This window comes from Pseudonocardia asaccharolytica DSM 44247 = NBRC 16224 (assembly GCF_000423625.1).
GTDB classification, from domain to species: Bacteria; Actinomycetota; Actinomycetes; order Mycobacteriales; family Pseudonocardiaceae; genus Pseudonocardia; species Pseudonocardia asaccharolytica.
The window spans coordinates 52,478-76,383 of record NZ_AUII01000013.1; the positions used below are offsets into that span (position 1 = coordinate 52,478).

Consider the following 23,906-nt stretch of genomic DNA (forward strand, 5'->3'; position numbering starts at 1 on the left):
CCGTGAGGGATGATCGTTGCACCTTTGAGTATCCGTCCTGGCCGCCAGGTCCGGGTTCCCCACCGATTGCCCGAGTAGAAGCCGAGACTGCGCACTCGGCCTTTCGAGCTGACTTCGTATCGGTCCTTGTATCCCGGGATAGGACGCCATCGCTCAACCACGCATGCAGTCTACAGCGGATAGATAATTTCAGGGTGACCGATGGCTAACGACCTGTCCGCGCTGTTCCTCACGCGCACCCCCGACGGCGCCGTCGCCCCCCTCATGGGCGCCTGGCTCACCGCCTGGAACCCCACCACCTACGAGAACACCGTCAACATCGGCGGCGCCGTGATCCTGCAGAACCTGCCCGTGGTCAACCCCGCCGGGGTCGCCGTGGGAATCGTGCTGCTCGCGAACACCGCCGCCGGCCCGATCATCCTCGGCCGCATCTACCAGACCACCTAAGGAGGGCACCGATGGGATCGACGACACGGTTCGGGCTGCGGTATCCGGGGCTCGGGGACGCCCCGAACGGGCCGCAGCTCGCCCAGCAGCTGGCCGAGGACACTGAGGGCTGGCTGGCCCGCGCCTACCCGTGCACGAGCTCGACCCGCCCGACCGGGGTGGGTGAGGGGTTCCTGATCCGCGAGGCCGACACCGGCAGTGTGCTGATCTACACCGGCGCGGACTGGGTGGCGGTCGGCGGGTCCGGCGGCGGCGGCGGGGGTGGCGGGTCGAGCGCGTACGCGTCCTACGCCGCGACCGCCGCCCAGTCCATTCCCTCCGGCGCCGACACGGTGGTCGCGTTCGGGGTGGAGACCGCCGCGCACGCCCTGGTCACTCGCTCGACACAGGGGTCCGGGCACAAGTTCACCCTCGGTCAGAGCGGGCTGTGGGCGATCACCGCTGTGGCCCGGTTCGTCGCCGCCTCCAGCGAGCGCACCTTCGAGCTGTTCACCGGGGGCGGCGCCACCCTGGCCAAGGCCGGCGGCCCCGGCCCGGGGCTGCCGTTCACGACAACGCTGTCGGCGACCCGGCAGCTGTCCGCGGGCACCACGGTGCGGCTGGAGGCGTGGCAGGACAGCGGGGGCTCGCTCGCGCTCGAACCGAACGGCGGAAATTGGGTGCACATCGACTTCGCGCTCGTCGGCTGACCAACGACCCTCGGAGGACTGATGTGGGTGTCGGATGCGGGTGAGGTACGGGCGGCTGCACGCGACGCTGCTGGTGCTCGGCGGGATGGCCCTGGCCGGCTACGAGGCGGTCGCGGTACCGGAGCCGAGGATGGCGATCCTCGGCCTGGCCGCGGCGATGATGGGGCTTCCGGGTGCGGTGCTGGGGGACCGGCTGATGGCACGGATCCTCGGCGGACAGAAACCGGAGCCGAGCCCGGACCAGAAGCCGGAGGCACCGTGATCGCGCGGGCAGCACGCATGCTGGGCTGCTACCCGATCACCAGCGTGTACGTCGCGCTGTGCACCCTGCTGGTGCTGGCGCTCGCGCAGGGCTGGCTCGGATGACCGCGGCCGAGCCGACCGCGTTCCCCGGCGGCTGGCTGGCCGAGGCCGAGCGGCAGTGGACGCGGCGGGAGACCGCGCTGCGCGCCGCGCTCGACGAGCTCGCGCTGTGGCGGGCACTGGCGCCGCTGCTGCCCTACGCCGTGCCGGTCCCGCGCCGACGACCGCGGAGGCTGCGGTGAGCGCCGTCGACTCCCTCGCGGCGTGGGGCATCCTGCGCGCACCCGAGGTGGCCGCCATCGCCGCCGGGGTCGGTCTCGAGCTCGCGGCCGCGGCGACGCTGCTGGAGAAAGAGAGTGCGGGCGGCCGCAACGTGTGGGGCCACGACAGTGTGTCCACCGGCGGCTACTACGAGAAGGGTGGCCCGGTCACCCGCGAGAACTACACCGCCTGGAAACCGCACCGCGGCCGTCTCGGGTCGCAGGGTGTGGGCCCGTGCCAGCTGACCTGGCCCGGCTACCAGGACCAGGCCGACCGGGCCGGCGGCTGCTGGGACCCGCTGGTCAGCATGCGCGTCGGGTTCGCCGTGCTGGCCGGGCACATCGGCCGCCACGGGCTGCGCGACGGGTTCCGCCGCTACAACGGCAGCGGGCCCGCAGCCGAGCGCTACGCCGACGACGCCATGGCCAAGCTCGCGAAGTGGCGCGACCGGCTCGGCACCCACCACCCATCCCCGGCCCCTCGAGGAGGTCCGCTCATGGCCCTGTCCGACGCCGAGCAAGGCGAGCTGCTCGCGCTGGTGCGCACCCTGCACCACCAGCTGTACGCCGGCGAAGGCGACCCCGCCACCGGCCGCGCCGGCTGGCGCACCTGGGCCGGTGGCACCGACGAGACGCTGACGGTCGTCGACTACCTGCGCCGGGCCAACGTCGAGACCCGCCAGCTCCACCCGAACTTGATCAGCCTGCACCAGAAGGTGGATCGGCTCACGGCGCGGGAGACAGACCGGGCGACGCCGCCGGCGGGGCCTGGCGGCGGGGCGCCGGTGGATCTGGACGCGCTCGCCGCCCGGGTGGTCGAGCTGCTCGCGCAGCGGCTCGCACAGTCCAACAACCAAGAGAGGTGATCGAGATGGGTGAGCATTCCTGGGTGGGCGACGACGCCCCCGACCACGCCCCGCCGGCGGTGGTGGAGGCCAAGGTGTGGGCGTCGACGCTGGTCACGCTCGCCGCGAGCGTGGGGGTGGCGCTGCTCAACGCGGTGCAGGACCAGCCGACGTTGCTGGGCGGGCTCCCGCCGTGGCTACAGACGCTGCTGCTGGCGCTGGTGCCGCCACTGCTGGCGTTCGTGGCCGGCTACGCCAAGCGCTCCAACCGCGTCTGAGAGCCTGAGTCGGTCCGCTCCCCAGCAGGGCACAGCGCCCCTCACCCGCTCCCCCCAACGGCGAGGGGCGCTGTTCCGTGTCAACTGGCCTTCGACCAGGTGCAGCCGCCGTTGGTCTTGAAGTACTTCCCATTCTTCAACGTCACGACGCCGGGCCCGGAGATGTTGTCGTTGTGGTCGATCCCCGACAGGCTCCCGCTGCCGTCCGAGACCTCGAAGTAGCACGAGCCCCCCACTCCCGGGCCCGGCGTCTTGTACTTGCCCGGCGCCATGTCTGGGCCGACCTCGTAGATTCCGTCCGAGACCGACGTCCGCGGACCCGCCGCGGCCGCAGCGGTCGGCTCCGGCGTCCACGCGACCGCCGGAGCCGTCGAGAAGGACCTCTCCGGGCAGTACGAGCGCTCCGCAGCAGCCACCAGAACCTCGGCCACCTGTGGCCCGAACTTCGTCGTCCCCATCGCCCCGACGAGGACCTCACGAGTGACCCCAGGGGTACCGATCGCATCGCACATGCGCCGCCCGAGCTCGATGATCTCGCTATGCGGCATGTCCGTGCTCAGCCCCGGCGTGTCGAGCACGTCCCGGAGGAACCGCTGCCCCGGGTCGGTCGGCGTCCACGGCGGCGGGAACGTCGGCGACGCCGCCGGTGAGGCCGATGGCGCCGCGGCACCGGTGGTCCGCAGCAGCGTGCCCGCGGTCGCCGCCGCGGCGAGCACAGCGATGACGGCGAGCCCGATCAGCCACGGCTTGCGACGCGCCGGGCGGCGCGGCTGGTCGGGGGCAGGGTCAGACGACATCATGGCGCTCCGAACGGTTCAGGGCGGGTATCTGATCGTCGCGCGTCGGGTATGTCGTGTTACGACCCGTGACCGGATCGTCACCAGGGGGGCCGCACCGCCTCGTACGCGCGCCGGCCCCACCGGACCATCTGCCCGTCGCCTCCACACCGCCCGCAGTCGCGATAGCTGCGGGTGATCGGCGACCGCCACCGGCCGCTGCCCGAACACCAGTGGCAGCGTCGGTACGGCCAGACCACGCACTCGATCGCGTACAGGCCGAGCGCGACGACGGCGACGACCCACCACGTCACGACGGGCAACCGAGGTTGACGCCCGGCAACCCGCGCCGGCAACCGCGTGACCTGCGGATACGGCTCATTCGTCCTCCAGGTTGCCGGGATCGCCCGCGTTGCCGTCGTCGTGTTTCCGCAGGTCGGCGGCCCGGACCCCGCTCGTCGTGCGCCCGGCAACCTTGACCTTTCGGACCTGCACGCCGCGGTTGCGCAGCCGCTTGCCCAGCTCGTCAACGTCCAGGCCGGCGTACTCCGGGCGCAGCTCGCCGAGCCACTCGACCAGCTCGACGAGGTGCGCGGTCGGTCGGCTGCGGTCGGCGAGCACGCGCTCGACATCGGCCACCTCGTCGAGCACCACGAACACCGGCTCGTCGTCAGCGGCGGCGCCGGTGAGCATCCCGACGCCTGCGCGGAGCGCCCGCGCCCGTAGCGCCACCTCGTTCGCGGCCGGCGCGTCCAGCCCGTACACCGAGCGCACGATGCGCGGGGCCGCCCCGTCGGCCTTGAGGTAGCCGATGCCCTTGTCGTCGAGGTCGAACATCGTGGCGTCGATGCCGCGCTTGTAGCTCCCGGTGCCGAGGATCCGGTCGTTGGGTTCGTGCCCCTCCAGCTTCATCGCGAATCGGATCACGGCGTTGTTCGCGATCGAGGTGGGGATCGTCGCGTCGTTCACCTGCTGCGTGGCGAGCAGCACGATGATGCCGAGCGCCGGGCCCAGCTTGACCAGCTCGGTGACGCCGGACCGCAGTTCCTGCCGGATGGCCTTGTGGTCCCTGTTGCCGTCGTCGCCGTAGGAGAAGTACGACTGCGTCTCGTCGATGCCTACGACGATCGGTCCGAGGTCGAGGTCGGGTCGGGCGCGCACAAGCTCGGCGGTCACCTTCGACTCCGGGCACTGGTCGAACGGCAGCGCGTCGATGATATCCGCGCGGCGGCCCAGCTCCTTGCGGAGCCAGCGCACCGTGTCGAGGACCTGCGCGATCTGCTCGGGCCGGTCCGGGCGGGCGCCCCGCAGGTAGACGTGGGCGAAGTGCGCGCACGCCGACAGGTCGCCGGTGCCCTTCCCGTCGAGCGCGATGACCTTGGCGGTGACGTCGAGGCCAGCGATGAGCAGCAACTGGCGCAGCACGAACGTCTTTCCGATGCGCGGCACCGCGCCAATGATCATGTTGCTGTAGGCGAGGGTGACTCCGACCCACGCGCCACGCTGGTCGGTGAACGCCGGGACGGGCGCGAACAGGTCGACCTCGCCGCGGCGACGCAGCGGCCACGGCTCCTGCGTCGCCGACGCAAGCGGTTGGTCCGACACGAACAGGGCCAAGTGTCCGGGGTGGCGCGTGCCGACGGCGGGCCAGACCGTGCCGAGCTCGCGGCGCAGGGCGGCGGCGAACTCCTCCCGCTTGCCCTGCACGAACGAGGCGGGCACGGCGGGCGGCAGCTCCAGGTCGACCTGCACGCCGGGGCCGTGGCGGTGCGGGTCGGTGAGCAGGCGGATGGAGTCGGGTTCGCGCATCTTCGAGTTGCCCAGCGTGCACAGCGCCTCGGTGACCATCGGCGCCGTCAGCGGCGGCACGCGGCCACCCTCCGCGACCCCGGGCAGGGTGACGAGTGGGCGGGCGCGCGGGCGGCCCACCCAGCCGAGCACCAGCACCGCCACCGCCCCGGCCAGCCACCACAGCCATCCGGGCGGCACCGGGACCGTGGTCGCCAGCCACGGCGTCGCCAGGTAGGCCAGCAGCGCCAGTCCACCGGCGGCGACCAGCTCGGCGAGCCCGCGCCCGGGGATCAGCTTCACCGTCCACACGAACACCAGCCCGGCGAGCAGCACCCCGAGCGCGCGCGGCGCGGTCCAGGCCAGCACCACTCCCAACACCGCCAGGACGGCCGTGCCGTTGACCATCAGCCGGGCGGTCAGGTTCGCGGAGCGGGCCCGGGAGACGCGCTCGTAGTCGGCGGACTCGCGGGCGCCGGCGTGGTGGGCGCGCAGCTGCGCCGTGTCGTGGTCGCGCAGGTAGCGGGCCCACGCCGCGGTGATGCGGGCGAGCCCGCGGGGGGACCAGGCGAGCAGCAGCGCCACGCTGGCCGGCACCTGGCGCGCCACCCGCCATGCCGTCCAGGCCTGGCGGCGCGTCACCACGGCGGCGCGGACCCGCACGTTGGTCAGGGTCGCGGTGACCCGCTGCCGGGCCGGTGGTCGCACGGTCACCAGCTCGGACTCGGGGCGGCGCGCCACGGTCACCGCACCCACCCCCGCCCGACCGGCGGGAGAACCTCACCGTCGACCACCACCGGCGGGCGCACGGCCCCGACCGGGAGCGACCCGGCGGCATGGACGTGCCGGACGGTCACCACATGCTCGTGGCGCACCACCACCACGACCGGTCCGCCGGGCGCGACGGGCGCGGCCTGCCGGTCGTGGTCCCGGACCGCGAGCCCGGTCCCGACCGGTCCGCGGTGCGGGTGCCGGCACCGCCCCCGGCCCCAGATCAGCGCCACCGGCACGGCGAGCGACGCCCACCCGCCGAACGCGGCGAGGACCTCACCCGGGGTCACGACGCCACCCGGTCGCGCAGGCGGGCGAGCAGCTGCCGCGCCTCGTGCTCGGTGATCTCCAGCTCGCGCGCGATACGCCGCCGGCCGGCACCCTCGGCCACCAGCGCGGCCGCGCGCCCGTCCACGTCGTCTCCCGCCTGCTCGCCCGCGGGTGGCACCACCGCCAGCGGCCGGGCGGTCGCGGGCGCGACGTCGAGCGTGGCCCCCGGCTCGGCGGTCTCCTCGGCGGCGGCGACGTCCACCGGCCGGGGCGACCCGCGCCCGACCAGCACCGCCAGGTGCACCGTCCCGCCGACCACGGCGGGCGGGATCGCCCCCACCACCACGGCCACCCACCACGGCGGCACCACTGCGGCGGCGTGCATGCCCTGGACGGCCGCGTTGCCGGCCACCGTGCACGCCAGCAGCGCCCACGTCATGCCGCGGGCGACCCGGGCGGCATCGGCCGGTGCGCGCCGCGACAGCCACGTCGCGCACGACACCGCGGCCCCGGCGTCCACCGCGATCGGCAGCAGCCACGCCAGGCGCGCCGGGATGCCTGCCGCTACGGCGAGGTCCCGCAGCGCGTGGAACGACAGCACGGCAGCCGCGGCGAGCACCACGGCCAGCCCCGCCCACATCACCACGTCCCGGCGAGTCACCGGATCTCCAAGGTCAAGAGCGCGGCGACGGGGATGCGGAGCTGCTCGCCGTGCCCGTTGGTGAGAACGAGGGCACCGCCGTGGACCTCCACGTCCAGATACCAGGCGGACATGCGGTAGGTGCGCACGATGCCGCCGGCGGCGCGGTAGTGGATGAGCGCGACCCGCTCCGACACGGCGCCACCGACACGGCGGGCGGCGCGGAAGAGGCGGCGGATCACCACACACCCCCGCCAGGGTGGCCGTGCGGGCGGGTGGGCGGTTCGGTCCTACGTGCGACCGGCGGGCGGTCCTGCATCGTCGCGCTCCCTGCCCCGCCGCAGATCGGTGCGGCGGCCCTGCCCGGGTAGGCGGGACCACGCGGCGCGGACCTCGACGGGGCGGTACAGGAGCGCGCCGTGCGGGCCGTAGGTCGCGGTGAGGTGGCCGCGGTCACGCAGGACGCGGAGGCGATACCGTGCGGAGTCCAGGCCTACGCCCATCTCCCGCGCGACGTCCTCGACGCCCCAGAGCGTCTCGCTCACCGGGCGGCTCGCACGGCCAAACCTTCGCATAGCCTGTGTGAAAGTTGCAACGGGCACACCGCGGACGGTAGCGGCGCGGCGCGGCGCGGCTGGGGACGCACGGGGAGCAACACCTACCTTCGCGCAAGATCAGCGCGGCATTTCCGCGGCATGATCTTGGTTCGGCGGTCGGGAAACCGCGTCTGACGTGGGGCGGGTGGGGCTCGAACCCACGACCTGACGGATTATGAGTCCGCTGCTCTGACCAGCTGAGCTACCGCCCCGGTGGGGCGAGCCTAGCGACCCGCCAGATCGGCGAAACAGACTCACCCGTCGAAAGCCCCGACGCGACCTTGTCGTCCGGCTCGATCCTGGGTCGCGCCACGGGCTTGCCGAGTCGCGGCGATCCGACCACCTGGCGCACCGGTTTACCCCGACTCGGTCGCAGAAACACCCCGACTCGCGCACGGAAATACCGCGACTCGCGGGGTCAGGTGGCGAACCGCTTCTGGAGGGCGGCGAGGCCGGCGGCGTAGACGTTGCCGGCGAACAGTTCGGTCAACTGCGCCTCGGCGGCGCCGTCGGCGTCGTACTCCGACCACCACTCGACGAACGCCTGACCGGTGTCGGTCACCGGGGCGACCCGGATCGTGGATACGTAGCGGCGCACCTGGAACGGGTTATCCACGAACTCGTAGGTGTAGCGGCGGTCGGCGTCGTCGAGGATGAGCAGCCGCTCCACGACCACTGCCCCGTCGCCGAGGGTCAGCTTCCGGATCGCACCGACCTCGGCGGCGGAGCCGGCCGTCAACTCGCTGGTCGCGATCGCCGGGTGCCAGCCGGGCAGCCCGTCGAAGTCGCGGACCAGCTGCCAGACCTGGTCGGCGGAGGCGGGGATGACGGCGCTCGCGTAGGGACGGGGCATGAATCCTCCTTGGTCACGTACGGGACAGGCGGGTCTTGAACGCTCGGGTCTGGTCGGTGAGCGCGGTCTCGGTGGGCAGCCGCTCCATGCTGGAGGCGCCGTAGAAGCCGTGACAGTGCCTGGCGCGTTCGAGCACGTAGGCCGCGTCGTCGGGCATCGCGATCGGCCCGCCGTGGCAGAGCACGAGCACATCCTCACGCACTTCGAGCGCTGCCGTCGACCATTCGTCGATCAGCGCGACACAGTCGTCGAGCGATTTCGCGGTCTCGGCGCCGATCGACCCGCCGGTGGTGAGCCCCATGTGGCAGACGACGATGTCGGCGCCGGCCCGGGTCATCGCGTGGGCGTCGGCGGCGGAGAACACATACGGCGTGGTGAGCAGGTCCGCGGCCCGGGCGGCGGCGATGAGGTCGACCTCGAGCCCGTAGCCCATCCCGGTCTCCTCGAGATTGGCCCGGAACATCCCGTCGATGAGCCCCACGGTGGGGAAGTTCTGGATCCCGGCGAAGCCGAGGTCGGCCAGCTCGCGCAGGAACCGATCGGTGATCATGAACGGGTCGGTGCCGTTCACCCCGGCGAGCACCGGCGTGTGCCGCACCACCGGCAGTACCTCGGCGGCCATCTCGACGACGATCTCGTTGGCGTTGCCGTAGGCCAGCAGCCCGGCGAGCGAGCCGCGCCCGGCCATCCGGTACCGCCCGGAGTTGTAGATGACGATGAGGTCGATGCCGCCGGCCTCCTCGCATTTGGCCGAAAGGCCGGTGCCGGCGCCGCCGCCGACGATCGGCTCGCCACGGCGGGCCATGTCCGCGAACCGCTCGACGAGCTCCGCGCGCGCGAACCTCACTTCTGCACCTCCTGCCACGCGGCCACCAGCGCGGCCGCGAACTCCGAATCGTTGAGGTGATGCGGCACCCGGACGACCCTGCGGTGCTCGGTCTGCCGGACCTCGCTCTCCAGGGTGGCGAACAGCGCCTCGTCGGCGTCCGGGTCCCAGAACGGCTGACCCGGCGCATCGAGCGCGGAGACCCCACCGACGGGCAGCAGAAACCACACCGGCCCCTCGCACGCGTTGAGCTTGCGGGCGAGGAACCGCCCGATCGCGACGCATTCGTCCAGGCTGGTCCGCATCAATGTCACCTGCGGGTTGTGCACGTACAGCAGCCGGTCGGCATACCGGGCGGGCACCGTGGCGCGACCGCCGAAGTTGACCATGTCCAGCGCCCCGCAGGACCCCACGTAGGGCACCCGGCGGCGGGCGATTGCGTCCAGCCGGTCCTCCCCCGCGGCCATCACGCCGCCCGCGATCAGATCGCATATCTCGGTGGTGGTGATGTCGAGCACGGAGCTGACCAGGCCGTCGTCCACCAGCTTCTCCATGGCGCGGCCGCCGGTGCCGGTGGCGTGGAAGACGAGCGGGTCGACCAGCTCGCCGAGCGCCTTGGTCACGGCCGTCACGCACGGTGTGGTGACCCCGAACATCGTCAGCCCGACCGCGGGCAGGTCCGCCGCGTCCGGGATCTCGTGGGTGACCATCCCGGCCAGGGCGTGCGCCGCATTGCCCAGCACCTTGCGGGAGATCCGGTTCAGCCCGGCGACATCGGTGACCGAGTACAGCATCGCGACGTCCGCCGCCCCGACATAAGGCGCGACGTCCCCCGACGCGACGGTCGATACCATGACCTTCCCGATCCCCACCGGCAGCGCCCGCATCGCCGGGGTGATCAACGCGGTCCCGCCGGAGCCGCCGAGACCGAGCACACCGGCGACGTCGTCGCGGGAGGACAGGAACCGTTCGAGCGCCACCGACATGGCGGCCACGGCGCTGCCACGATCACCGGTGAACACCGCCGCCTCGCCATCCGGATGGTGTCCGGCAACGGTTTCGGCGCTGACGTCGGCGGCCGGGCCCGACCGGGTCGTGGACACGTCGACGGTCACGACGTCGCCCCCCGCCCCGCGCACCAGATCCGCGACGTAGGTCAGCTCGGCGCCCTTGGTGTCGTACGTGCCGATGACATACGCGAGGCCCATGAGGGCTTTCTAGCGCACGTTCGGTTCCGGCACGAGCAGCCCAGGCCGTCGGTCAGGTCCGCAGATGCGCCGGCCGGTGGGTCACCGCCTCGATCTCGCTCGCGGCCTTGTCGAGCAGTTGGTGCACGAGGTCCGACAACGCTCTCGCCGCCGCGATCTCCTCGCCGATGCGGGGCTGCGCCGGGTCCGCGGGATTGCGCTTGGCCTGTCCGCGCGCTCGCAGCTCGGTTCCGTCCGGCAGCCGCAGCAGCAGCGCGGCCGCGGTGTTGACGTCGCGCTCGTCCTCCTTGAACTCGACCTCGATATGCCATCCGACGGTGGGCATGGCGACTCACCTCCCTGTGCTGGGACAAGGATGCGCCGATCGGCCCCCGCCGACATCCCTTCCCGGCGCATCTCGTCGATGACCGGGGCGGGAGACCGCGGGAATCAGCTCATCGACGAGCAGCCGGGCCGTTGCGCGCACGCTCTCGACCGGTACGGTGCCCATCCACCCGAGGTTGAGTTTGATCGTCTCCGTGCCGAACAGTTCCTCCGCCTGCCCGCCTGCGTGCCCGCAGCACGGCGTCCGGCGCCTGGATGTAGTGCTGGACCAGGGGCATGCCGGCCTCGGCAGTCGCGCGGGGCGGCGTCGATGTCGACGACCTCCCCGCGCAGCAGCCGCCGCACCAGGTCCAGATGCGCGGCAAGATCTTTCCGGATCCGTTCGCCGGGCGCACCGAAGGCGTCGGTGTACGGGCCGGGCCGGTGGGGCGCCACGCCCACCGCGACCCGGCCCGGTGCGAACTCGCACAGGCTGGCGATCTCCTCGTTGACCCAGACGCCGTCGAGTCCCCTCGTCTCGGCGGATTCCAGGAACGCCATCGCCTCCGGCAACGGGAGCGGTTCGAGCCCGGCCTGGCATCCGGCCAGCCCGATCCGCAGCCGATGGCTCACAGCCCGGCGAGGATCTCGTCGACCTGCGCATTGTCGAGTTCGGTCTTGTAGATCTCCGAGTAGAACCGCGAGACCTCGCCCGCCAGGTCGAGGCCCGCCAACTGGTCGGGGTAGAGCTGCTTGGCCGCCCACAACACGGTCAGCGGTTGCTCGCTGGTGCGGTTGCCCCACAGGTGCGCGGCGATCGGCGTCGCGTACACCCGCTTGTTCTGCACCGCCGCGACCCCGGCGAGCCTGGGGTCCTCGATGACCGCGGTGATCTCGGCGGAGCTGCTGACGAAGATGACCTGCGGGTTCCAGGCGAGGATCTGCTCGATGTTCAGCTTCAGCGACTCCTGCTCGGAGCCTTCCGTGACGCTGCGGCCGCCGGCCTGGGTGATCCACCACTCGGCGATCAGATGCGGCCGGGTCATCGCCTTGTGCGACAGGTACAGCGCGGAGGTCCGGTCCGCGGCCGGGACCGCGGCGAGCGCGTCGGCGATCTGCCGGCGGGACCGGTCGAAGTACCCGGTGTAGGCGCGAGCCCGCTCGGGCTGGTCGAGCACCTGGCCGAGCAGGTCCACGACCTTGGTGACGTCCTCGGGGTCGCGCCATTTCAGGGTGACGACCTTCAGTCCGAGCCTCTCCAGGGGCTCCGCGTCCTCCTTGTGCATCGTCAGCACGACGTCGGGCTTCAGGTCGAGGATCTTCTCCGTCGACGGCTGGCGGTCGGCGGACTGGGTGACGGGCTGCTGCTCGATCTGCGGTGCGAAGACGTACTGGTATTTCCAGCGCGGATTGCGGGCGAAGTCGGGCAGGCCGTTGACGATGACCTCGCCCTCGCCGAGCGCGAAGAGGAAGCTGTTGATCACTGGGACCGCCCCGAGCGTCACCACCCGGCTCACCGTGGCCGGGACCTCGACCGTGCGGCCGTTCATATCGGTGATCGTCCGGGTGTCGCCGGCGGTGGCCGTCGCGGCGCCGGACCCGCAGCCGGTCAGGATCAGGGCGAGCACGGCCACCAGCGCGGCGGCCAGGCGTGAGGTTCTCATGGACGGGGCCTTCTGTTTCGGGGGTGGGGAGGCGGCCGGATCAGGAGACCGAGCCGGATGTCTCGGGGGTGACGGCCGGGTCAGACAGGACGGGCACGCATACCGGTGTCGGAACGGGCTGCCCGGGCAACGCGACGGTGCCGACGTGGACCGGCGTGGCATACACCTGCGTGAGGCGCTCGGAGGTGAGCACCACGTCCGGGGCTCCGTCGGCGACGAGCCGCCCGTCGGACAGCAGGATCGCCCGGTCGGCGTAGTGCAGGGCGTGATCGGGCTGGTGGGTCGTCATCACGACCGTGTGCCCGGAGCGGGCGAGCCGGGCCACGGCGTCGAGCACCCGCCGCGCGTTCCCGAGATCGAGCGCCGCGGTGGGCTCGTCGAGGACGAGCACGTGCGCCTGCTGGACCAGTGCCCTGGCGATCAGGACCAGGGATCGTTCGCCCCCGGACAACTGTGCGATCGACCGGTCCGCGAGATGACCGACCCCCAGGTCCTGCAGGACACCGAGCGCCGTCGCGCGGTCCGCCGGGGTCGGCGTCCGTCCCGCCGGCAGATGCGGGGTGCGCCCCATGACGGCGATGTCCAGCGCGGTGAACGGGAACGTCGTGGCGGTCGACTGCGGGACATAGGCGACGTGACGGGCCCGCTGCCGGGCCGGAAGCGCGGCCAGGTCCTCCCCGGCCAGCCGCACGGTCCCGCGGCTCGGGGTCAGCAACCCCAGCAGGCAGCGCAGCAGCGTCGTCTTGCCGGCACCGTTGGGGCCGAGCAGGCAGGCCACCTCGGAGCGTTCGATGCGCAGGCCGATCCCGGCGAGCCGGTGCCGGCCGCCGGAGTGGGCGAACTCGAGCTCTGCGGCCTCCAGGGCCGGGGGGGACGGATTGTGCGTCACGACCATTGACTCCGGACCCGGGCGAGCAGCAGGACGAAGAAGGGGGCGCCGATCACGGCGGTGAGCACACCCAGCGGCAGCTCCATGGTGGACGCGCTGCGCGCGACGTCATCGACGAGCACGAGGAACCCGGCGCCCATCAGCACGGCGGCCGGGAGCAGCCGGTCGAACGAGGGCCCGACGATCATCCGGGCGAGATGTGGGACGACGAGACCGACCCAGCCGACGATGCCGGCGAGGCTGACGGCGGTTGCGGTCAGCAGCGTCGACGCGCCGATCACCACCGCCCAGGTGAGGGCCCGGTTGACGCCCAGGGTGCTCGCCTCGTCGCTGCCCGCGGCCAGCACCGTTACCGGCCAGCGGACGGTGTACAGCGCGGCCAGGCAGATCACGATCAGCACCGCGGCCCCGATCAGGTCCTCGGACCGGATCCGCCCCAGACCACCCATCAGCCAGAACGTGATCGACGGCAGCGTGTCCTCGGGGTTGGCCATGAACTGAGTGATCGAGATGAAGGCCTGGAACAACGTGGAGACCACGACACCGGCCAGGACCAGCACCACCGTCGATCCGCGGCCGAGCAGCCGCGCGATGGTGAGCGCCAGCGCGGCCGCGACGAGCCCGAACACGAACGCCATCGCCTGGATCGCCGGCCACGGCAGCTCGGCCAGCAACCCGAGCGCCGCGCCGAAACCGGCGCCCGCCGAGACCCCGAGGATCGCGGGCGACACCAGCGGGTTGCGGAACATGCTCTGGTAGCCGGCTCCGGCGGCCGCCAGCCCCGCGCCGACCAGGACGGCGCCGATGATCCGCGGCAGCCGGACCTGCGCCACGATCGTCTCCTCGACCGCGCCGGCGCCGTGCCCGGCTCCGGTCACCTTGGCGATCAGGACCCGCAAGACCGTTCCGGTGTCGACGGCGAACGGCCCGAGCGGGAACGACACGAGGACGATCGCGACGAGGCCGGCGAACAGCAGGAACATCCGTATCCGGGTGGAGGTACGGGGAGCCGGCGCACGCGACTCGCCGCGACGGGAGTCCGTCGTGGGTGAAACCTGCATGGCTCTCCGTCGAAGGTCTTAGAAGTCTCAATGTGACTAGTAGTAGTCTAGTTGAGACTAGTAGGTGACCCGGGCGGGGACCAGATCCGGATGGTCGTCGTCCACGCATCGACGCAGGAGGCCCCGATGTGCACCAGCACCAGCACCAGCACCACCCCCACCGAGCCGAACCCCGCCCCGAGCGCGCAGACGTTTCCGAGCACGGAGGCGTTCCTGGCCGCGATCACTCCCGGGATGGAGCTGTGCACCAGCGATTTCACGGGGTGGGCCCAGGTGGAGAACGTGTCCAGGGGGCCGGTGCCGAGCGTGCGCGGGCGCCGCCGCTCCGACTCCCAGATCGTGGAGGTTCCGGCCGGCGAGCTGATCGATCTGCGGGGCGGTCACTGCGTGCGCATCGACCGGGTCCGGGCGACGATCGACCAGCAGGGGTGGGAGGTCCGCAGGGCGGACGACGTGGCGGACTGACCGTCCCTATCGAAGTTCCGACGGCCGGTCGCAGTACAGCCGGACGGCCTCGTCGAGAAACCGCATGACGGCACTGGTGGTCTCGGTCCGCCAGATACCCAGCAGTGCGTCGAATCCCGATTCGGGCGGACGGGGTTCGGTCAGCGCCCGGTGGACCGGGGCCAGCGCGTCGCGCTGCGCCTCGAGCAGCGGCCGCACGCTCCGCCCCAGATCGTCCAGCAGGGCCAGCTTGAGCAGCAGCTCCAGCCGAACATGGCGGACATGACGAACGGGTGTGGCGAGCCAGTCGTCGAGCGCCACGCGACCGGCTACGGTCACCTGTTTCGGCGACCTCGAGGGGCCCAGCGGCGTCGACTCGGGCTCACCGGAGACGACGAGGCCACGCGCCTCGAGGTTGTTGAGGGCGCGGTAGACGAGCGGACGCCGAACCGTGAGGACGCGCCCGATGCGCTGCCCGGGATCGAACTCGCGGGCGAGGGCGAAACCGTGCCTCGGCCGGCGGACGAGCAGGCCCAGCACCGCGCCCTCGGTGAGGGTGAGCGAGGAATCGCCGCCGGACATGCGTCCACGCTAGCCGTCGGCGCCCGCGCGGCTGCGGCCCCGGACCGTCAGTCGGCGCCCGCCGGGTCCCCGCCGATCACGCCCGGTGTGTGGGGCGGAAGATCCGCCAGCCAGATCCCGTCCGGATCGTCCTCGACCAGCCACGACGGCCGGGAGTGTTCGGCGCGACCACCGCGGCCCACCGCGGCGGGCGGCATCATCGGAACTCCGGCATGGCCCGCGGTCGTGCGGGGTGCGGGTCCGGCGTTGCGGACCGGCGCGACGTCCCCCGTCGGGCCGGAGCTGCCGAGGGGTTTCGGCGCCGCCAGACCGCTTCCCGGTCCGCTGCCTCGCACGGGTCCCGAACCCGCGGCCGAGCCCTCACCGGCCGGTCCGGACAGCCGGGGACTCCAGGCCCGGCCGCCCGGCCCGCCGGGCCGGAGCCCGTCGACCGCCTGCCGTGTCCCGACCGACGGTCCGGTCAGGCCCGACCCAGGCACAGACCAGGGAGGCGCGTTGTGCGGGTTGAGCGGCCCGGGCGCCGCTCGGTCGGATCGGAAGCGTGATTCCGGTTCTCGATGCCCACCCCCCGCCGACGAGCCCGAAGGGGCAACCGACGGAGCCGGTGTGATCGGCGGCGGGACGGCGCCCGTACCAGCACCGCTCGCAACGCCGCCGCCACTCGCGACGCCGCCCCCTCCGGCTCCGGCCCCGCCGGCAGAGCTCGGGGCACCGGCACCTCCCGGGGCGCCGCCGGTCGCCGGTGCAACCGGAGCCGCCACACCCGGCTGGGCCGCCGGCCCGCCATCCCCGGCTCCGGCTGCCGGCCACAGTGGGCTCGACGTCCCCGGACCGGTGCGCACATCCGGGACGGGGGCGCGCGGCGGCTCGAAGGCCTGAAACGTCGCGGTGAGATTGTGGTTGGTGTTGCTCTGGTAACGCTCCGCCGCATCGACCGCCGCCACCCGCGCCTCCTCCCGCTGTCCGTCGGCCGGCGTCCGGTTCTCCGGACGGTCCACATCGGTGAGTGCCGCCATGTCGTTGTGAACCCGGGCGTGGAAGGCGGCCTGGTCCTCCAACGCCATCGCCGCCAGCCGGGCCTGTGCCGCCCCGGTCTGTCCCGCGGCGGTCATCTGGATGATGTGCTGGGCGCTCGCGTCCGCCGCCACCCCTTCGTGCGCGGCCTGCGCGGCGCGAAGGACCGCGCTCAGATCATCGGTCGCTTTCTCCAGGGTTTCCGCCAGCACGGTGTAGACGGCGGCCGCGTTCTCCAGCACCCCGCTGCCGGGCCCGGCCAGGACGGGATCGCGGATCTCCTGAAGCGACCAGGTGTGGAACGGCAGTTCGGTCTGCGGATAGTCGGTCACCGAGAATCTCCTCCCGAATACTCACTTCAGCGGCGGCAGGTTCGACAACACCGCCTCGGCCATCCGCCGCGACCGCTCACAGGGGTCCGGTAATGAACCAACCCCGACGTTCCCGTCCACCCACAGCAACCGGTCATCGGCGACCCCGACCCACAGTTCGCAGAACGGACCCGGGTTGAGGTTGGCGCGGACGGAAGGACGGCCAGCGACCTCGCCAGGCTCAAAAACCGCGAACTCGTCGCGACGGAGGTAGGTGCTCTCGAGCCCGCTCGTGATCGCGTCGGTCGCGATCAGCACGCCCGCAACATTGCCGTCGTCGGTCTCCCAGGTGCAGTCCTTGCTGACCCTGCTGTGGGCCGGCCGCGCCGAGTCCGGCTGCAGACCGAGGTCGACGAGCTGTGCTCGGGTGAGCAGATCGCAGGCCGCGATTCCGCGGGCATCCTTGGGATTCCGCACCCGCGGGGCGTGCATCGTGGACGTCGGCGCCGCCGCAGTCGGCGACGCCGACGGCACGGTTCCAGATGTTGTCGCCGAAGCGGCACCGTCGGTCGCCGACCCGCCGCACGCTGTCAGGACGAGCAACGTCGCCGTCGCCAGCAGGCGGATCACCCGGCTCATGCCCGTTCCGCGCGGTTCGCCTGCTCTGCCTGGACATAGGCCTCCAGCTGTTCGCGCAGCGCCTGCTGGGTGGCTTCGATCTGGTTCGCCCAGGCCGCGACGTAGGCGTCGGCACGCCTCGTCATCTCGGCCGCATTCCGCGCCATGTTCACGCTGACGGCATCCTCACTGGGTGCAGAGAGCGCGGCGCGGCGCAGCTGGGGCAACGCGGTCTTCCTGAGATCCTTGACGATCTGCCCCAACTCGTCGATGCACCGCTGCGCGCGTTCCGGATCCACCACCAACGTCCCGGGCGCCACCGGACCCGAGCCCGGCGTGGCGAGGGCCACCAGGATGCGGCGCTCGGCCTCCCGGCCCCGCACCGGCCCCAACCCGAACACCCGATCGATCGCGACATCCCGCGGTCCCGTCATGGTCGGCATCGTCGCAGGACCACCCGGTTCCGCGGGGCCGTTTCAACCGACTCGGTGCAGCTTGACCCCCACCTTCTCCCTCGCGAATACTCGATCTCGAATACCATGAGGAAGGGTGACCGTGACCAAGCGGAAGGTGTCCAACCCCCTGGCCCTGGCGGTGCTGGCGCTGCTGACCGAGCGCTCGATGCACCCGTACGAGATGGCCTCGACGCTGCGCGCGCGGGCCAAGGAGGAGAGCATCAAGCTCAACTACGGGTCGCTCTACTCCGTGGTCGAATCCCTGCAGAAGCACGGGCTGATCGAGGCCATCGAGACCCTCAAGGAGGGCCGGCGCCCCGAGCGCACGATCTACGGGATCACCGAACCGGGCCGGACCGAGTTCGCCGACTGGCTCAGCGAGCTGATCTCCGTCCCGGTCAAGGAGTACACCCGGTTCGAGGCCGCCCTGTCACTGCTTGCCGGGCTCCCACCCGACGAGGTGCTCGGCCTGCTGCAGCTGCGCGCGCACCGGCTGACGATGGAGATCTCAGCGGGCGAGTCGGCGCTGGCACGATCCGCCGAGCAGGGGCTTCCCCGGCTGTTCTCGATCGAGTTCGAGTACCGGATCACCCAGGCCCGCGCCGAACTGACGTTCGTCGAGGCACTGATCGACGAGGTCGCGGACGGCCGGATGGAGGGCTATGAGTTCTGGCGGCGGGTGCACGAGTCGGGCGAGTTCCCCAGCAACGCCGACATCTTCGGCCGCTGACACCAACGACGTCATTGTGACACCATTCTTGACGGCATCACGTTCGTCGTCAGATACTCATCATCGGATATTCGCACTCGCAAAGAGGCCCTGGCCGGGTGCGGCAACACCCGGCCGGGACCACCTCCCAGGTCGGCTCCGCACGCGGACGAACCCAGGCGCACGTTCACGATAGCCGCGGCGCGGACCGGCCTCCGACAGAAGGGGCCGGTATGGAACCGGCGATCAGCGTCGAGGGCCTGACCAAGCGCTACGGCGAGGTCACCGCCCTCGACGGCCTGTCCGTCAGCGCCGCGCCCGGCACCGTGTTCGGCCTGCTCGGCCCCAACGGCGCGGGCAAGTCCACCACCGTCAAGATCCTCACCACGCTCACCTTCCCGGACACGGGACAGGCCCGCGTCGCGGGTCTCGACGTGGTCTCCGCCGCCGCCGAGGTCCGGCGCAGCATCGGGGTCGTCACCCAGAGGTCCGGTACCGATCCGCAAGCTCGACGCCGCGATGGGGCTGATCCACCACCCGCCGGTGCTGTTCCTCGACGAACCGACCACCGGGATCGATCCCGCCGCCCGCGCCGACATGTGGGCGGAGATCGCCGACCTCGCCCGGGGCGGCACGACGGTCCTGCTCACCACGCACTACCTCGAGGAGGCCGACCAGCTCGCCGACCAGGTCGCGATCGTCGACCGCGGGCGAGTCGTCGCCACCGGCACCCCCGACACGCTCAAGAGCGGCCTGCGCGGCGACGCGGTCGTCGTCGAGCTCGCACCGGAGGCCGACCCGGCGCATGCCGAGGCCGTGCTGGTCCGAGCCGGCGCCCGCGAGATCACCGGCGAGGCGCGGATCTTCCGGGCCCGCGTCGACGACGGCGCCCAGGCGGTCCCGGCGTTCCTCGCCGCATTGGAACAGGCGGGCGTGCCGGTCGCGGCGATCACCGTGGCCCGACCGTCGCTGGACGATGTCTACCTGCGTCACACCGGCCGGACGTTGGTGGCGGCATGAGCACCCTCGTCCCGCACACCGCCCATCTCACCGGCCGCAGCCTGCGCGCATTCGCCCGCCAGCCGGTGTTCGTCGTCACGCTCGTGCAGCCACTGATCTGGCTGCTGCTGTTCGGGCAGCTGTTCTCGGGCATCGTGCAGCTGCCGGGGTTCGGGGCCGACTCCTACCTCGACTTCCTCGCGCCCGGCGTCGTGATCATGACCGTGTTGTTCTCCAGCGGCTGGAGCGGCATGGCCTTCAACGAGGACATCGATCGCGGCGTGATGGACCGGATGCTGTCCTCACCGGTGAGCCGCGGCGCGCTGATGGCCTCGTCGGTGGTCTACAACGGGTTCACCACGGTGATCCAGTCGGTGATCATCATCGTGATCGCGCTGATCGCGGGCGCCCGGTTCGACGGCGGGATGCTCGGGGTGCTGGTCCTGCTGGCGGCCGCGATGCTGCTGGCCGCCGCGTTCGGGTCGCTGTCCGACGGGATGGCGCTGCTGCTGCGCACCCGCGAGTCGCTGATCGGGTTCTCGACGACGCTCATGCTGCCGCTGTCGTTCCTGTCCTCCGCTACCAGCGTTCGGTGTGACGGGCCCGAGCCGAGGGATCAGTGCACCGCGGCGACCCGCTTGCGGACGTCGCGCGCTGCCCCCTCCGCCACGACACCCAGCTCGTGGGCCCGAACGGCCAGGTCGCCGCGCAGCTTCGCGGCCTGCGTGGCGGCCTCGGCCGCGAGCGACGACAGCTGCTCGGCATAGCCCGGGCGCTTCCGGCGGGCCCCGGCCAGCGCCTTGTGCGCCTGCTTCTCCCACGCGGCGAACGCGGCCTGCCGCTTGTCGGCCTCCTTGCGCAACGCCTTGGCTCGGTGGCCGGCCTCGGTCTGCCAGTGGGCGGCGCGCTCCTCGAGAGCCTTCCGCCACTCGGCGCCGCGCTTCTCCACCAACTTCTGCAGGTGCTCCCGGCGCCGCTGCGCCTCGCGGGAGACCTCGCCGGCCCGCTCGGAGACCTCGTGGGCGAGCCCGGAGACCTCGTGCGCGAACTCGGTCGCCGCATCCGCCTGCGTGGCGGCCGCGGCGGCGGCGAGCCGGGCCGCCCGCCTGCCGCGCCACGCCAACGACGGCCTGCCCTCGGTGTCGGCGGCGGCGATGAGCAGCCCGCCGAACAGGCTGACATTCTTGATGAACTGGATCCGCTGGGCCTGCCGCTCGGCCTCGTCGTGGATCTCCCAGAACCGGTGACCCGCCAGCGTCGTGGGGATCAGGGTGCCGGCCAGCACGGCCGCGGAGATCCGGGGCAGCACGCCCAGCGCGAGCAGCGAGCCGGCGGCGACCTTGATCGTGGCCTCGGCCTTGATGAGGGTCTCGTCGGAGGGCCGCTGCTCGATGGGGGCCATCTCCACGATCTTGTCGATCGCGGGTGACGCCGCGTCGAGCACGGGCTTGGCCGCCGCGACGTGCCCCTCGGGCGCGCGCAGGGCGTTGATCCCACCGGAGACGAAGATGGCGGCGAGCATGGGTCGGGCAACACGACGCAGGACTGACATGATGACTCCCTTCCCGAGCCGCTCGGGTGGCAAACCCCGCCCGGTCACCGGGTGCGGGATGCTGCGGGGATGACAAGCGTAGGGCACCGGACGGGCGAACGCCGGGCGATCGGCCTCGACATCGGAGGCACCAAGATCGCCGGCGCGGTCGTGCGAGAGGACGGGACGGTCATCGCGGAACTCACCCGGCCGACACCGGAGCACTCCGACACGACGACGACGGGCAAGACCCTGCTGGGCATCACCGAGCGGTTGCACGCCGACCACCCCGAAGTGCTGGCCATCGGGGTCGGAGCGGCAGGCCTCGTCGAATGGCCGCACGGCCTGATCCGCTGGGCACCCAACAGCGCCTACCGCGACTGGCCGGTGCGCGTCGAACTCGAGGACGCCACCGGCCTGCCCACCGTGGTCGACAACGACGCCAACGTCGCCGCGCTCGCCGAGGCGCGGCTGGGTGCCTGCCGCCTCCGGGACATGGTGCTGCTGACCGTCGGGACCGGGGTGGGTGGTGGTGTCCTGCTCGGCGGCCGGATCTACCGTGGGCCCACCGGCCGCGGCGCCGAGCTCGGCCACATGGTCGTCGACCCGGACGGGCCGCGCTGCGGCTGCGGAAACCATGGCTGCCTGGAGGCCCTCGCCTCGGGAACCGCGCTGACCCGAATGGGCCGGGACGCGGCCGCCGACGATCCGGACGGGCTCATCGCGACCCTGGCCCGCGACGAGCCCGGCGGGACCGTGACCGGCGAGACCGTCACGCGCGCGGCGCGGCAGGGCGACCCCACCGCGCAGGCGTTGTTCACCCGGCTGGGCCGCTGGCTGGGGGTGGGCATCGCCTCGCTGGCCAACATCTTCGAGCTGGAGGCCGTGGTCATCGGCGGTGGGCTGGTCGAGACCGGCGACCTGCTGCTCGCCCCGGCCCGTGCCGCCGCCCGCGAGTTCGCCTACGCGCCCGGGGTGCGCGGGGTCGTGCCGATCGGGCCGGCCACGTTCGGCGCCGAGGCCGGTGTGGTCGGCGCCGCGCTGCTGGGCCTGGAGCACGCCGCGTCGAGCAGGCCCGGACGGCACGCCGGCACCCCGTAAGGTGTCGCGATGGTGTCCCTGCTGCTGGGCCCGGTGCTGCGGCACGTCGACGAGACCACCGCCGTGGTCTGGGTGCAGACCGACGCGGCGGCCCGCGTGGAGGTGCTGGGCTGCGCCGCCGACACCTTCGAGATCGCCGGTCACCACTTCGCGCTGGTCGTCGTCACCGGTCTGCTGCCCGACACCCGCACCCCGTACCAGGTGTACGTCGACGGCTCCCGGCTCTGGCCGCCGCCGGCGTCGCCGTTCCCCGGCAGCGTGATCCCGACCCGCGGGCCGGCCTCGGCGGGCCGGCACCGGATCGTGTTCGGTTCCTGCCGGTACGTGAAGATGTCCGACCCCGAGGACGCCGCCCGGTACGGTCTCGACGCCCTCGACGCCTACGCTGCCCGGATGGCCCGGCGCCCGGTCGCGGAGTGGCCCGACGCCCTGTTGCTGCTCGGCGACCAGGTCTACGCCGACGAGCTCACCCCGCAGACCCGCCGGCGTATCGCGGACCGCCGCGACATGCACCCGGAGTGGCCCCCCGACGAGATCGTCGACTTCGCCGAGTACGTCGGCCTGTATCGCGACTCCTGGGCCAACCCGGAGATCCGCTGGATCATGTCGACGGTCCCGACCGCGATGATCTTCGACGACCACGACGTGCGCGACGACTGGAACACCTCGGCCCGCTGGCGGCAGGAGATGGCGCGCGTGCCCTGGTGGCGCCACCGGATCCGGGCGGCGCTGGCGTCCTACTGGGTGTACCAGCACCTGGGCAACCTGTCCCCCGGCGAGCTGGCCGCCGACCCGGACTATCGCAAGATCACCGGACGCGGCGGGGACGTCTGGCCGGTGCTGGCCGGGCTCGGCGATCGTGCCGATGCCGAGGTCGACGGATCCAAGGGAGTCCGGTTCAGCTTCCGCTGGGACCTCGGCCGCAGCCGGCTCGTCATGATCGACTCGCGCAACGGCCGGATCCTCGAGGGCGGGCGCCGCATGCTCGGCGACGGCGAGTTCGGCTGGGTGGAGGACCAGGCGCTGGCGCCCGGCGAGGTCGACCACCTGATCCTCGGCACCTCGGTGCCCTGGTTGCTGCCGCCCGCGATCAGCGACCTGGAGACCCTCAACGAGGCCGCGGCCGACCGCCCGGGGTGGCGCGGGCGGCTCGCCGAGCGGATCCGCCAGCGAGCCGACCTGGAGCACTGGCCCGCGTTCCGGACGTCCTTCGACCGACTCACCCGGCTCGTCGAGGACGTCTCGGCCGGCCGGGGCGGGGCGCCGCGACCGGCGACGGTCAGCGTACTGTCCGGTGACGTGCACCATAGCTACGCCGCCCGCGCGCACCTGGCCCACTCCGGGCACGCCGGGAACACCGCCGTCCACCAGCTCACCTGCTCGCCCGTGCACAACCGCGTCCCGCGGGTGCTCGAGGCCGGCTTCCAGCTCGGCTGGGCACCGGCCACCACCCGGCTGACCCGCCGCATGGCCCGCCGTGCCGGCATCCCCGCACCCGGGGTGCGCTGGGAGCGGCGGGGCGGGCCGCTGTTCGGCAACACGATCGCGACCCTGCTCGTGGACGGTCGCCGCGCCGAGGTCCTGTTCGAGCAGCCGCACAGCGCGGCATCGCTGCACACGGTCGCCCGCCACGAGCTGAGCGCCGGATGACCGGCGGCCACTCCCCCGGCGCGCC

General features: G+C 72.4%; 31 protein-coding genes, 1 tRNA gene and 3 pseudogenes. 13 read left to right on the top strand and 22 right to left on the bottom strand.

The genetic code is table 11. The annotated features are described in order from the left end of the window. Positions 1–8 precede the first annotated feature (8 nt). Positions 9–161 (bottom strand): annotated as a pseudogene (locus G567_RS37205) (NUMOD4 domain-containing protein); the annotation flags it as partial. A gap of 40 nt (positions 162–201) precedes the next feature. Here G567_RS37205 and G567_RS0115360 point away from each other — a divergent pair. The 6 genes from G567_RS0115360 (at position 202) to G567_RS0115390 (ending at position 2,822) form a co-directional block, all read left to right on the top strand. Further along, positions 202–447 (top strand): hypothetical protein, encoded by a 246-nt coding sequence (locus G567_RS0115360; protein ID WP_028930683.1) that lies wholly within the window; start codon positions 202–204, stop codon positions 445–447. Between the two features lie 11 nt (positions 448–458). Beyond that, positions 459–1,136, top strand: coding sequence for a hypothetical protein (locus G567_RS0115365; protein WP_028930684.1), 678 nt, complete (start codon positions 459–461; stop codon positions 1,134–1,136). Between the two features lie 34 nt (positions 1,137–1,170). Then, entirely contained in the window at positions 1,171–1,398 is a 228-nt protein-coding gene (locus G567_RS0115370; RefSeq protein ID WP_028930685.1) for a hypothetical protein, read from the top strand. A gap of 100 nt (positions 1,399–1,498) precedes the next feature. Then, positions 1,499–1,681 (top strand): hypothetical protein, encoded by a 183-nt coding sequence (locus tag G567_RS0115380; RefSeq protein WP_028930686.1) that lies wholly within the window; start codon positions 1,499–1,501, stop codon positions 1,679–1,681. Then, positions 1,678–2,565 carry a hypothetical protein gene (locus G567_RS32200; RefSeq protein ID WP_051233127.1) on the top strand — a complete coding sequence of 296 codons (888 nt, stop codon included), beginning with the start codon at positions 1,678–1,680 and terminating at the stop codon, positions 2,563–2,565. The genes G567_RS0115380 and G567_RS32200 overlap by 4 nt, the downstream gene beginning before the upstream one ends. 5 nt (positions 2,566–2,570) lie before the next feature. Next, on the top strand, positions 2,571–2,822 hold the full coding sequence (locus G567_RS0115390) for a hypothetical protein (protein WP_037057421.1): 252 nt from the start codon (positions 2,571–2,573) through the stop codon (positions 2,820–2,822). Positions 2,823–2,902: 80 nt separating this feature from the next. On the opposite strand, the gene G567_RS32205 is transcribed toward G567_RS0115390, so the two are convergent. From G567_RS32205 to G567_RS0115470, 16 genes are all read right to left on the bottom strand, one after another. After that, complete coding sequence (locus G567_RS32205) at positions 2,903–3,622, bottom strand: DUF732 domain-containing protein (RefSeq protein WP_051233128.1); 720 nt, start codon at positions 3,620–3,622, stop codon at positions 2,903–2,905. 77 nt (positions 3,623–3,699) lie between these two features. Further along, the gene (locus G567_RS35545) at positions 3,700–3,912 is read right to left on the bottom strand and encodes a hypothetical protein (protein ID WP_211223941.1); all 213 of its coding nucleotides are present in this window, start codon (positions 3,910–3,912) and stop codon (positions 3,700–3,702) included. Positions 3,913–3,976: 64 nt separating this feature from the next. Next, on the bottom strand, positions 3,977–6,133 hold the full coding sequence (locus G567_RS29150) for a UbiA prenyltransferase family protein (RefSeq protein WP_147200996.1): 2,157 nt from the start codon (positions 6,131–6,133) through the stop codon (positions 3,977–3,979). Next, a complete protein-coding gene (locus G567_RS0115410; RefSeq protein WP_028930690.1) occupies positions 6,130–6,447 on the bottom strand; it encodes a hypothetical protein in 318 nt (105 codons plus the stop codon). The genes G567_RS29150 and G567_RS0115410 overlap by 4 nt, the downstream gene beginning before the upstream one ends. Next, positions 6,444–7,088 (bottom strand): DUF2637 domain-containing protein, encoded by a 645-nt coding sequence (locus G567_RS32210; protein WP_147200997.1) that lies wholly within the window; start codon positions 7,086–7,088, stop codon positions 6,444–6,446. Before G567_RS32210 ends, G567_RS0115410 begins: the two co-directional genes overlap by 4 nt. After that, positions 7,085–7,309: a hypothetical protein gene (locus G567_RS0115420; RefSeq protein ID WP_147200998.1), complete on the bottom strand. Its 225-nt coding sequence runs from the start codon at positions 7,307–7,309 to the stop codon at positions 7,085–7,087. Before G567_RS0115420 ends, G567_RS32210 begins: the two co-directional genes overlap by 4 nt. A 48-nt stretch (positions 7,310–7,357) precedes the next feature. Next, complete coding sequence (locus tag G567_RS0115425) at positions 7,358–7,612, bottom strand: hypothetical protein (RefSeq protein WP_028930692.1); 255 nt, start codon at positions 7,610–7,612, stop codon at positions 7,358–7,360. A 188-nt stretch (positions 7,613–7,800) separates the two neighbouring features. Next, positions 7,801–7,875 (bottom strand) — tRNA-Ile (locus G567_RS0115430). A gap of 206 nt (positions 7,876–8,081) precedes the next feature. Next, positions 8,082–8,516, bottom strand: a complete 435-nt coding sequence (locus G567_RS0115435) for an SRPBCC family protein (protein ID WP_028930693.1) — start codon at positions 8,514–8,516, stop codon at positions 8,082–8,084. A 13-nt stretch (positions 8,517–8,529) separates the two neighbouring features. Beyond that, the gene (locus tag G567_RS0115440) at positions 8,530–9,363 is read right to left on the bottom strand and encodes a phosphoenolpyruvate hydrolase family protein (RefSeq protein WP_037057391.1); all 834 of its coding nucleotides are present in this window, start codon (positions 9,361–9,363) and stop codon (positions 8,530–8,532) included. Continuing rightward, on the bottom strand, positions 9,360–10,550 hold the full coding sequence (locus tag G567_RS0115445) for a Tm-1-like ATP-binding domain-containing protein (RefSeq protein ID WP_028930695.1): 1,191 nt from the start codon (positions 10,548–10,550) through the stop codon (positions 9,360–9,362). Before G567_RS0115445 ends, G567_RS0115440 begins: the two co-directional genes overlap by 4 nt. A 52-nt stretch (positions 10,551–10,602) precedes the next feature. Continuing rightward, positions 10,603–10,875: a DUF1876 domain-containing protein gene (locus G567_RS0115450; protein WP_028930696.1), complete on the bottom strand. Its 273-nt coding sequence runs from the start codon at positions 10,873–10,875 to the stop codon at positions 10,603–10,605. A 104-nt stretch (positions 10,876–10,979) separates the two neighbouring features. Beyond that, positions 10,980–11,486 (bottom strand): hypothetical protein, encoded by a 507-nt coding sequence (locus tag G567_RS0115455; RefSeq protein WP_028930697.1) that lies wholly within the window; start codon positions 11,484–11,486, stop codon positions 10,980–10,982. After that, complete coding sequence (locus tag G567_RS0115460) at positions 11,483–12,517, bottom strand: ABC transporter substrate-binding protein (protein ID WP_028930698.1); 1,035 nt, start codon at positions 12,515–12,517, stop codon at positions 11,483–11,485. Before G567_RS0115460 ends, G567_RS0115455 begins: the two co-directional genes overlap by 4 nt. 40 nt (positions 12,518–12,557) lie before the next feature. Further along, on the bottom strand, positions 12,558–13,406 hold the full coding sequence (locus tag G567_RS29160; RefSeq protein WP_245585663.1) for an ABC transporter ATP-binding protein: 849 nt from the start codon (positions 13,404–13,406) through the stop codon (positions 12,558–12,560). Next, complete coding sequence (locus tag G567_RS0115470) at positions 13,403–14,389, bottom strand: FecCD family ABC transporter permease (RefSeq protein ID WP_028930699.1); 987 nt, start codon at positions 14,387–14,389, stop codon at positions 13,403–13,405. Before G567_RS0115470 ends, G567_RS29160 begins: the two co-directional genes overlap by 4 nt. 204 nt (positions 14,390–14,593) lie before the next feature. Between G567_RS0115470 and G567_RS0115475 the strand changes: the two genes are divergently transcribed. After that, on the top strand, positions 14,594–14,932 hold the full coding sequence (locus tag G567_RS0115475; protein WP_147200999.1) for a hypothetical protein: 339 nt from the start codon (positions 14,594–14,596) through the stop codon (positions 14,930–14,932). A 6-nt stretch (positions 14,933–14,938) separates the two neighbouring features. Here G567_RS0115475 and G567_RS29165 read toward each other — a convergent pair whose 3' ends face one another. From G567_RS29165 to G567_RS0115495, 4 genes are read right to left on the bottom strand one after another with little or no spacing between them, the layout of a single operon-like run. After that, positions 14,939–15,493, bottom strand: a complete 555-nt coding sequence (locus tag G567_RS29165) for a PadR family transcriptional regulator (RefSeq protein ID WP_051233134.1) — start codon at positions 15,491–15,493, stop codon at positions 14,939–14,941. Positions 15,494–15,540: 47 nt separating this feature from the next. Continuing rightward, entirely contained in the window at positions 15,541–16,839 is a 1,299-nt protein-coding gene (locus G567_RS34310) for a PPE domain-containing protein (protein ID WP_028930701.1), read from the bottom strand. A gap of 21 nt (positions 16,840–16,860) precedes the next feature. Further along, the gene (locus G567_RS0115490; protein WP_028930702.1) at positions 16,861–17,457 is read right to left on the bottom strand and encodes a DUF3558 domain-containing protein; all 597 of its coding nucleotides are present in this window, start codon (positions 17,455–17,457) and stop codon (positions 16,861–16,863) included. Beyond that, positions 17,454–17,870, bottom strand: coding sequence for a PE domain-containing protein (locus G567_RS0115495; protein ID WP_028930703.1), 417 nt, complete (start codon positions 17,868–17,870; stop codon positions 17,454–17,456). The genes G567_RS0115490 and G567_RS0115495 overlap by 4 nt, the downstream gene beginning before the upstream one ends. Before the next feature lie 115 nt (positions 17,871–17,985). Between G567_RS0115495 and G567_RS0115500 the strand changes: the two genes are divergently transcribed. The 4 genes and pseudogenes from G567_RS0115500 to G567_RS36245 all read left to right on the top strand — a co-directional run bounded on the left by G567_RS0115500 (position 17,986) and on the right by G567_RS36245 (position 20,366). Further along, positions 17,986–18,621 (top strand): PadR family transcriptional regulator, encoded by a 636-nt coding sequence (locus tag G567_RS0115500; protein ID WP_028930704.1) that lies wholly within the window; start codon positions 17,986–17,988, stop codon positions 18,619–18,621. A 212-nt stretch (positions 18,622–18,833) separates the two neighbouring features. Then, positions 18,834–19,061, top strand: a pseudogene (locus G567_RS36870) (ATP-binding cassette domain-containing protein); the annotation flags it as partial. Positions 19,062–19,119: 58 nt separating this feature from the next. Then, positions 19,120–19,620, top strand: a complete 501-nt coding sequence (locus G567_RS36875) for an ATP-binding protein DrrA1-3 family domain-containing protein (protein ID WP_307724131.1) — start codon at positions 19,120–19,122, stop codon at positions 19,618–19,620. Further along, positions 19,617–20,366 carry an ABC transporter permease gene (locus G567_RS36245; RefSeq protein ID WP_051233136.1) on the top strand — a complete coding sequence of 250 codons (750 nt, stop codon included), beginning with the start codon at positions 19,617–19,619 and terminating at the stop codon, positions 20,364–20,366. The genes G567_RS36875 and G567_RS36245 overlap by 4 nt, the downstream gene beginning before the upstream one ends. Positions 20,367–20,899: 533 nt before the next feature. Here the strand turns inward: G567_RS36245 and G567_RS36880 are convergent. Then, positions 20,900–21,151 (bottom strand): annotated as a pseudogene (locus tag G567_RS36880) (hypothetical protein); the annotation flags it as partial. A gap of 69 nt (positions 21,152–21,220) precedes the next feature. Between G567_RS36880 and G567_RS29190 the strand changes: the two are divergent. After that, entirely contained in the window at positions 21,221–22,231 is a 1,011-nt protein-coding gene (locus G567_RS29190; protein ID WP_051233138.1) for an ROK family protein, read from the top strand. A 9-nt stretch (positions 22,232–22,240) separates the two neighbouring features. Then, on the top strand, positions 22,241–23,881 hold the full coding sequence (locus G567_RS0115525) for an alkaline phosphatase D family protein (protein WP_037057393.1): 1,641 nt from the start codon (positions 22,241–22,243) through the stop codon (positions 23,879–23,881). The last annotated feature ends 25 nt before the right edge of the window (positions 23,882–23,906 follow it).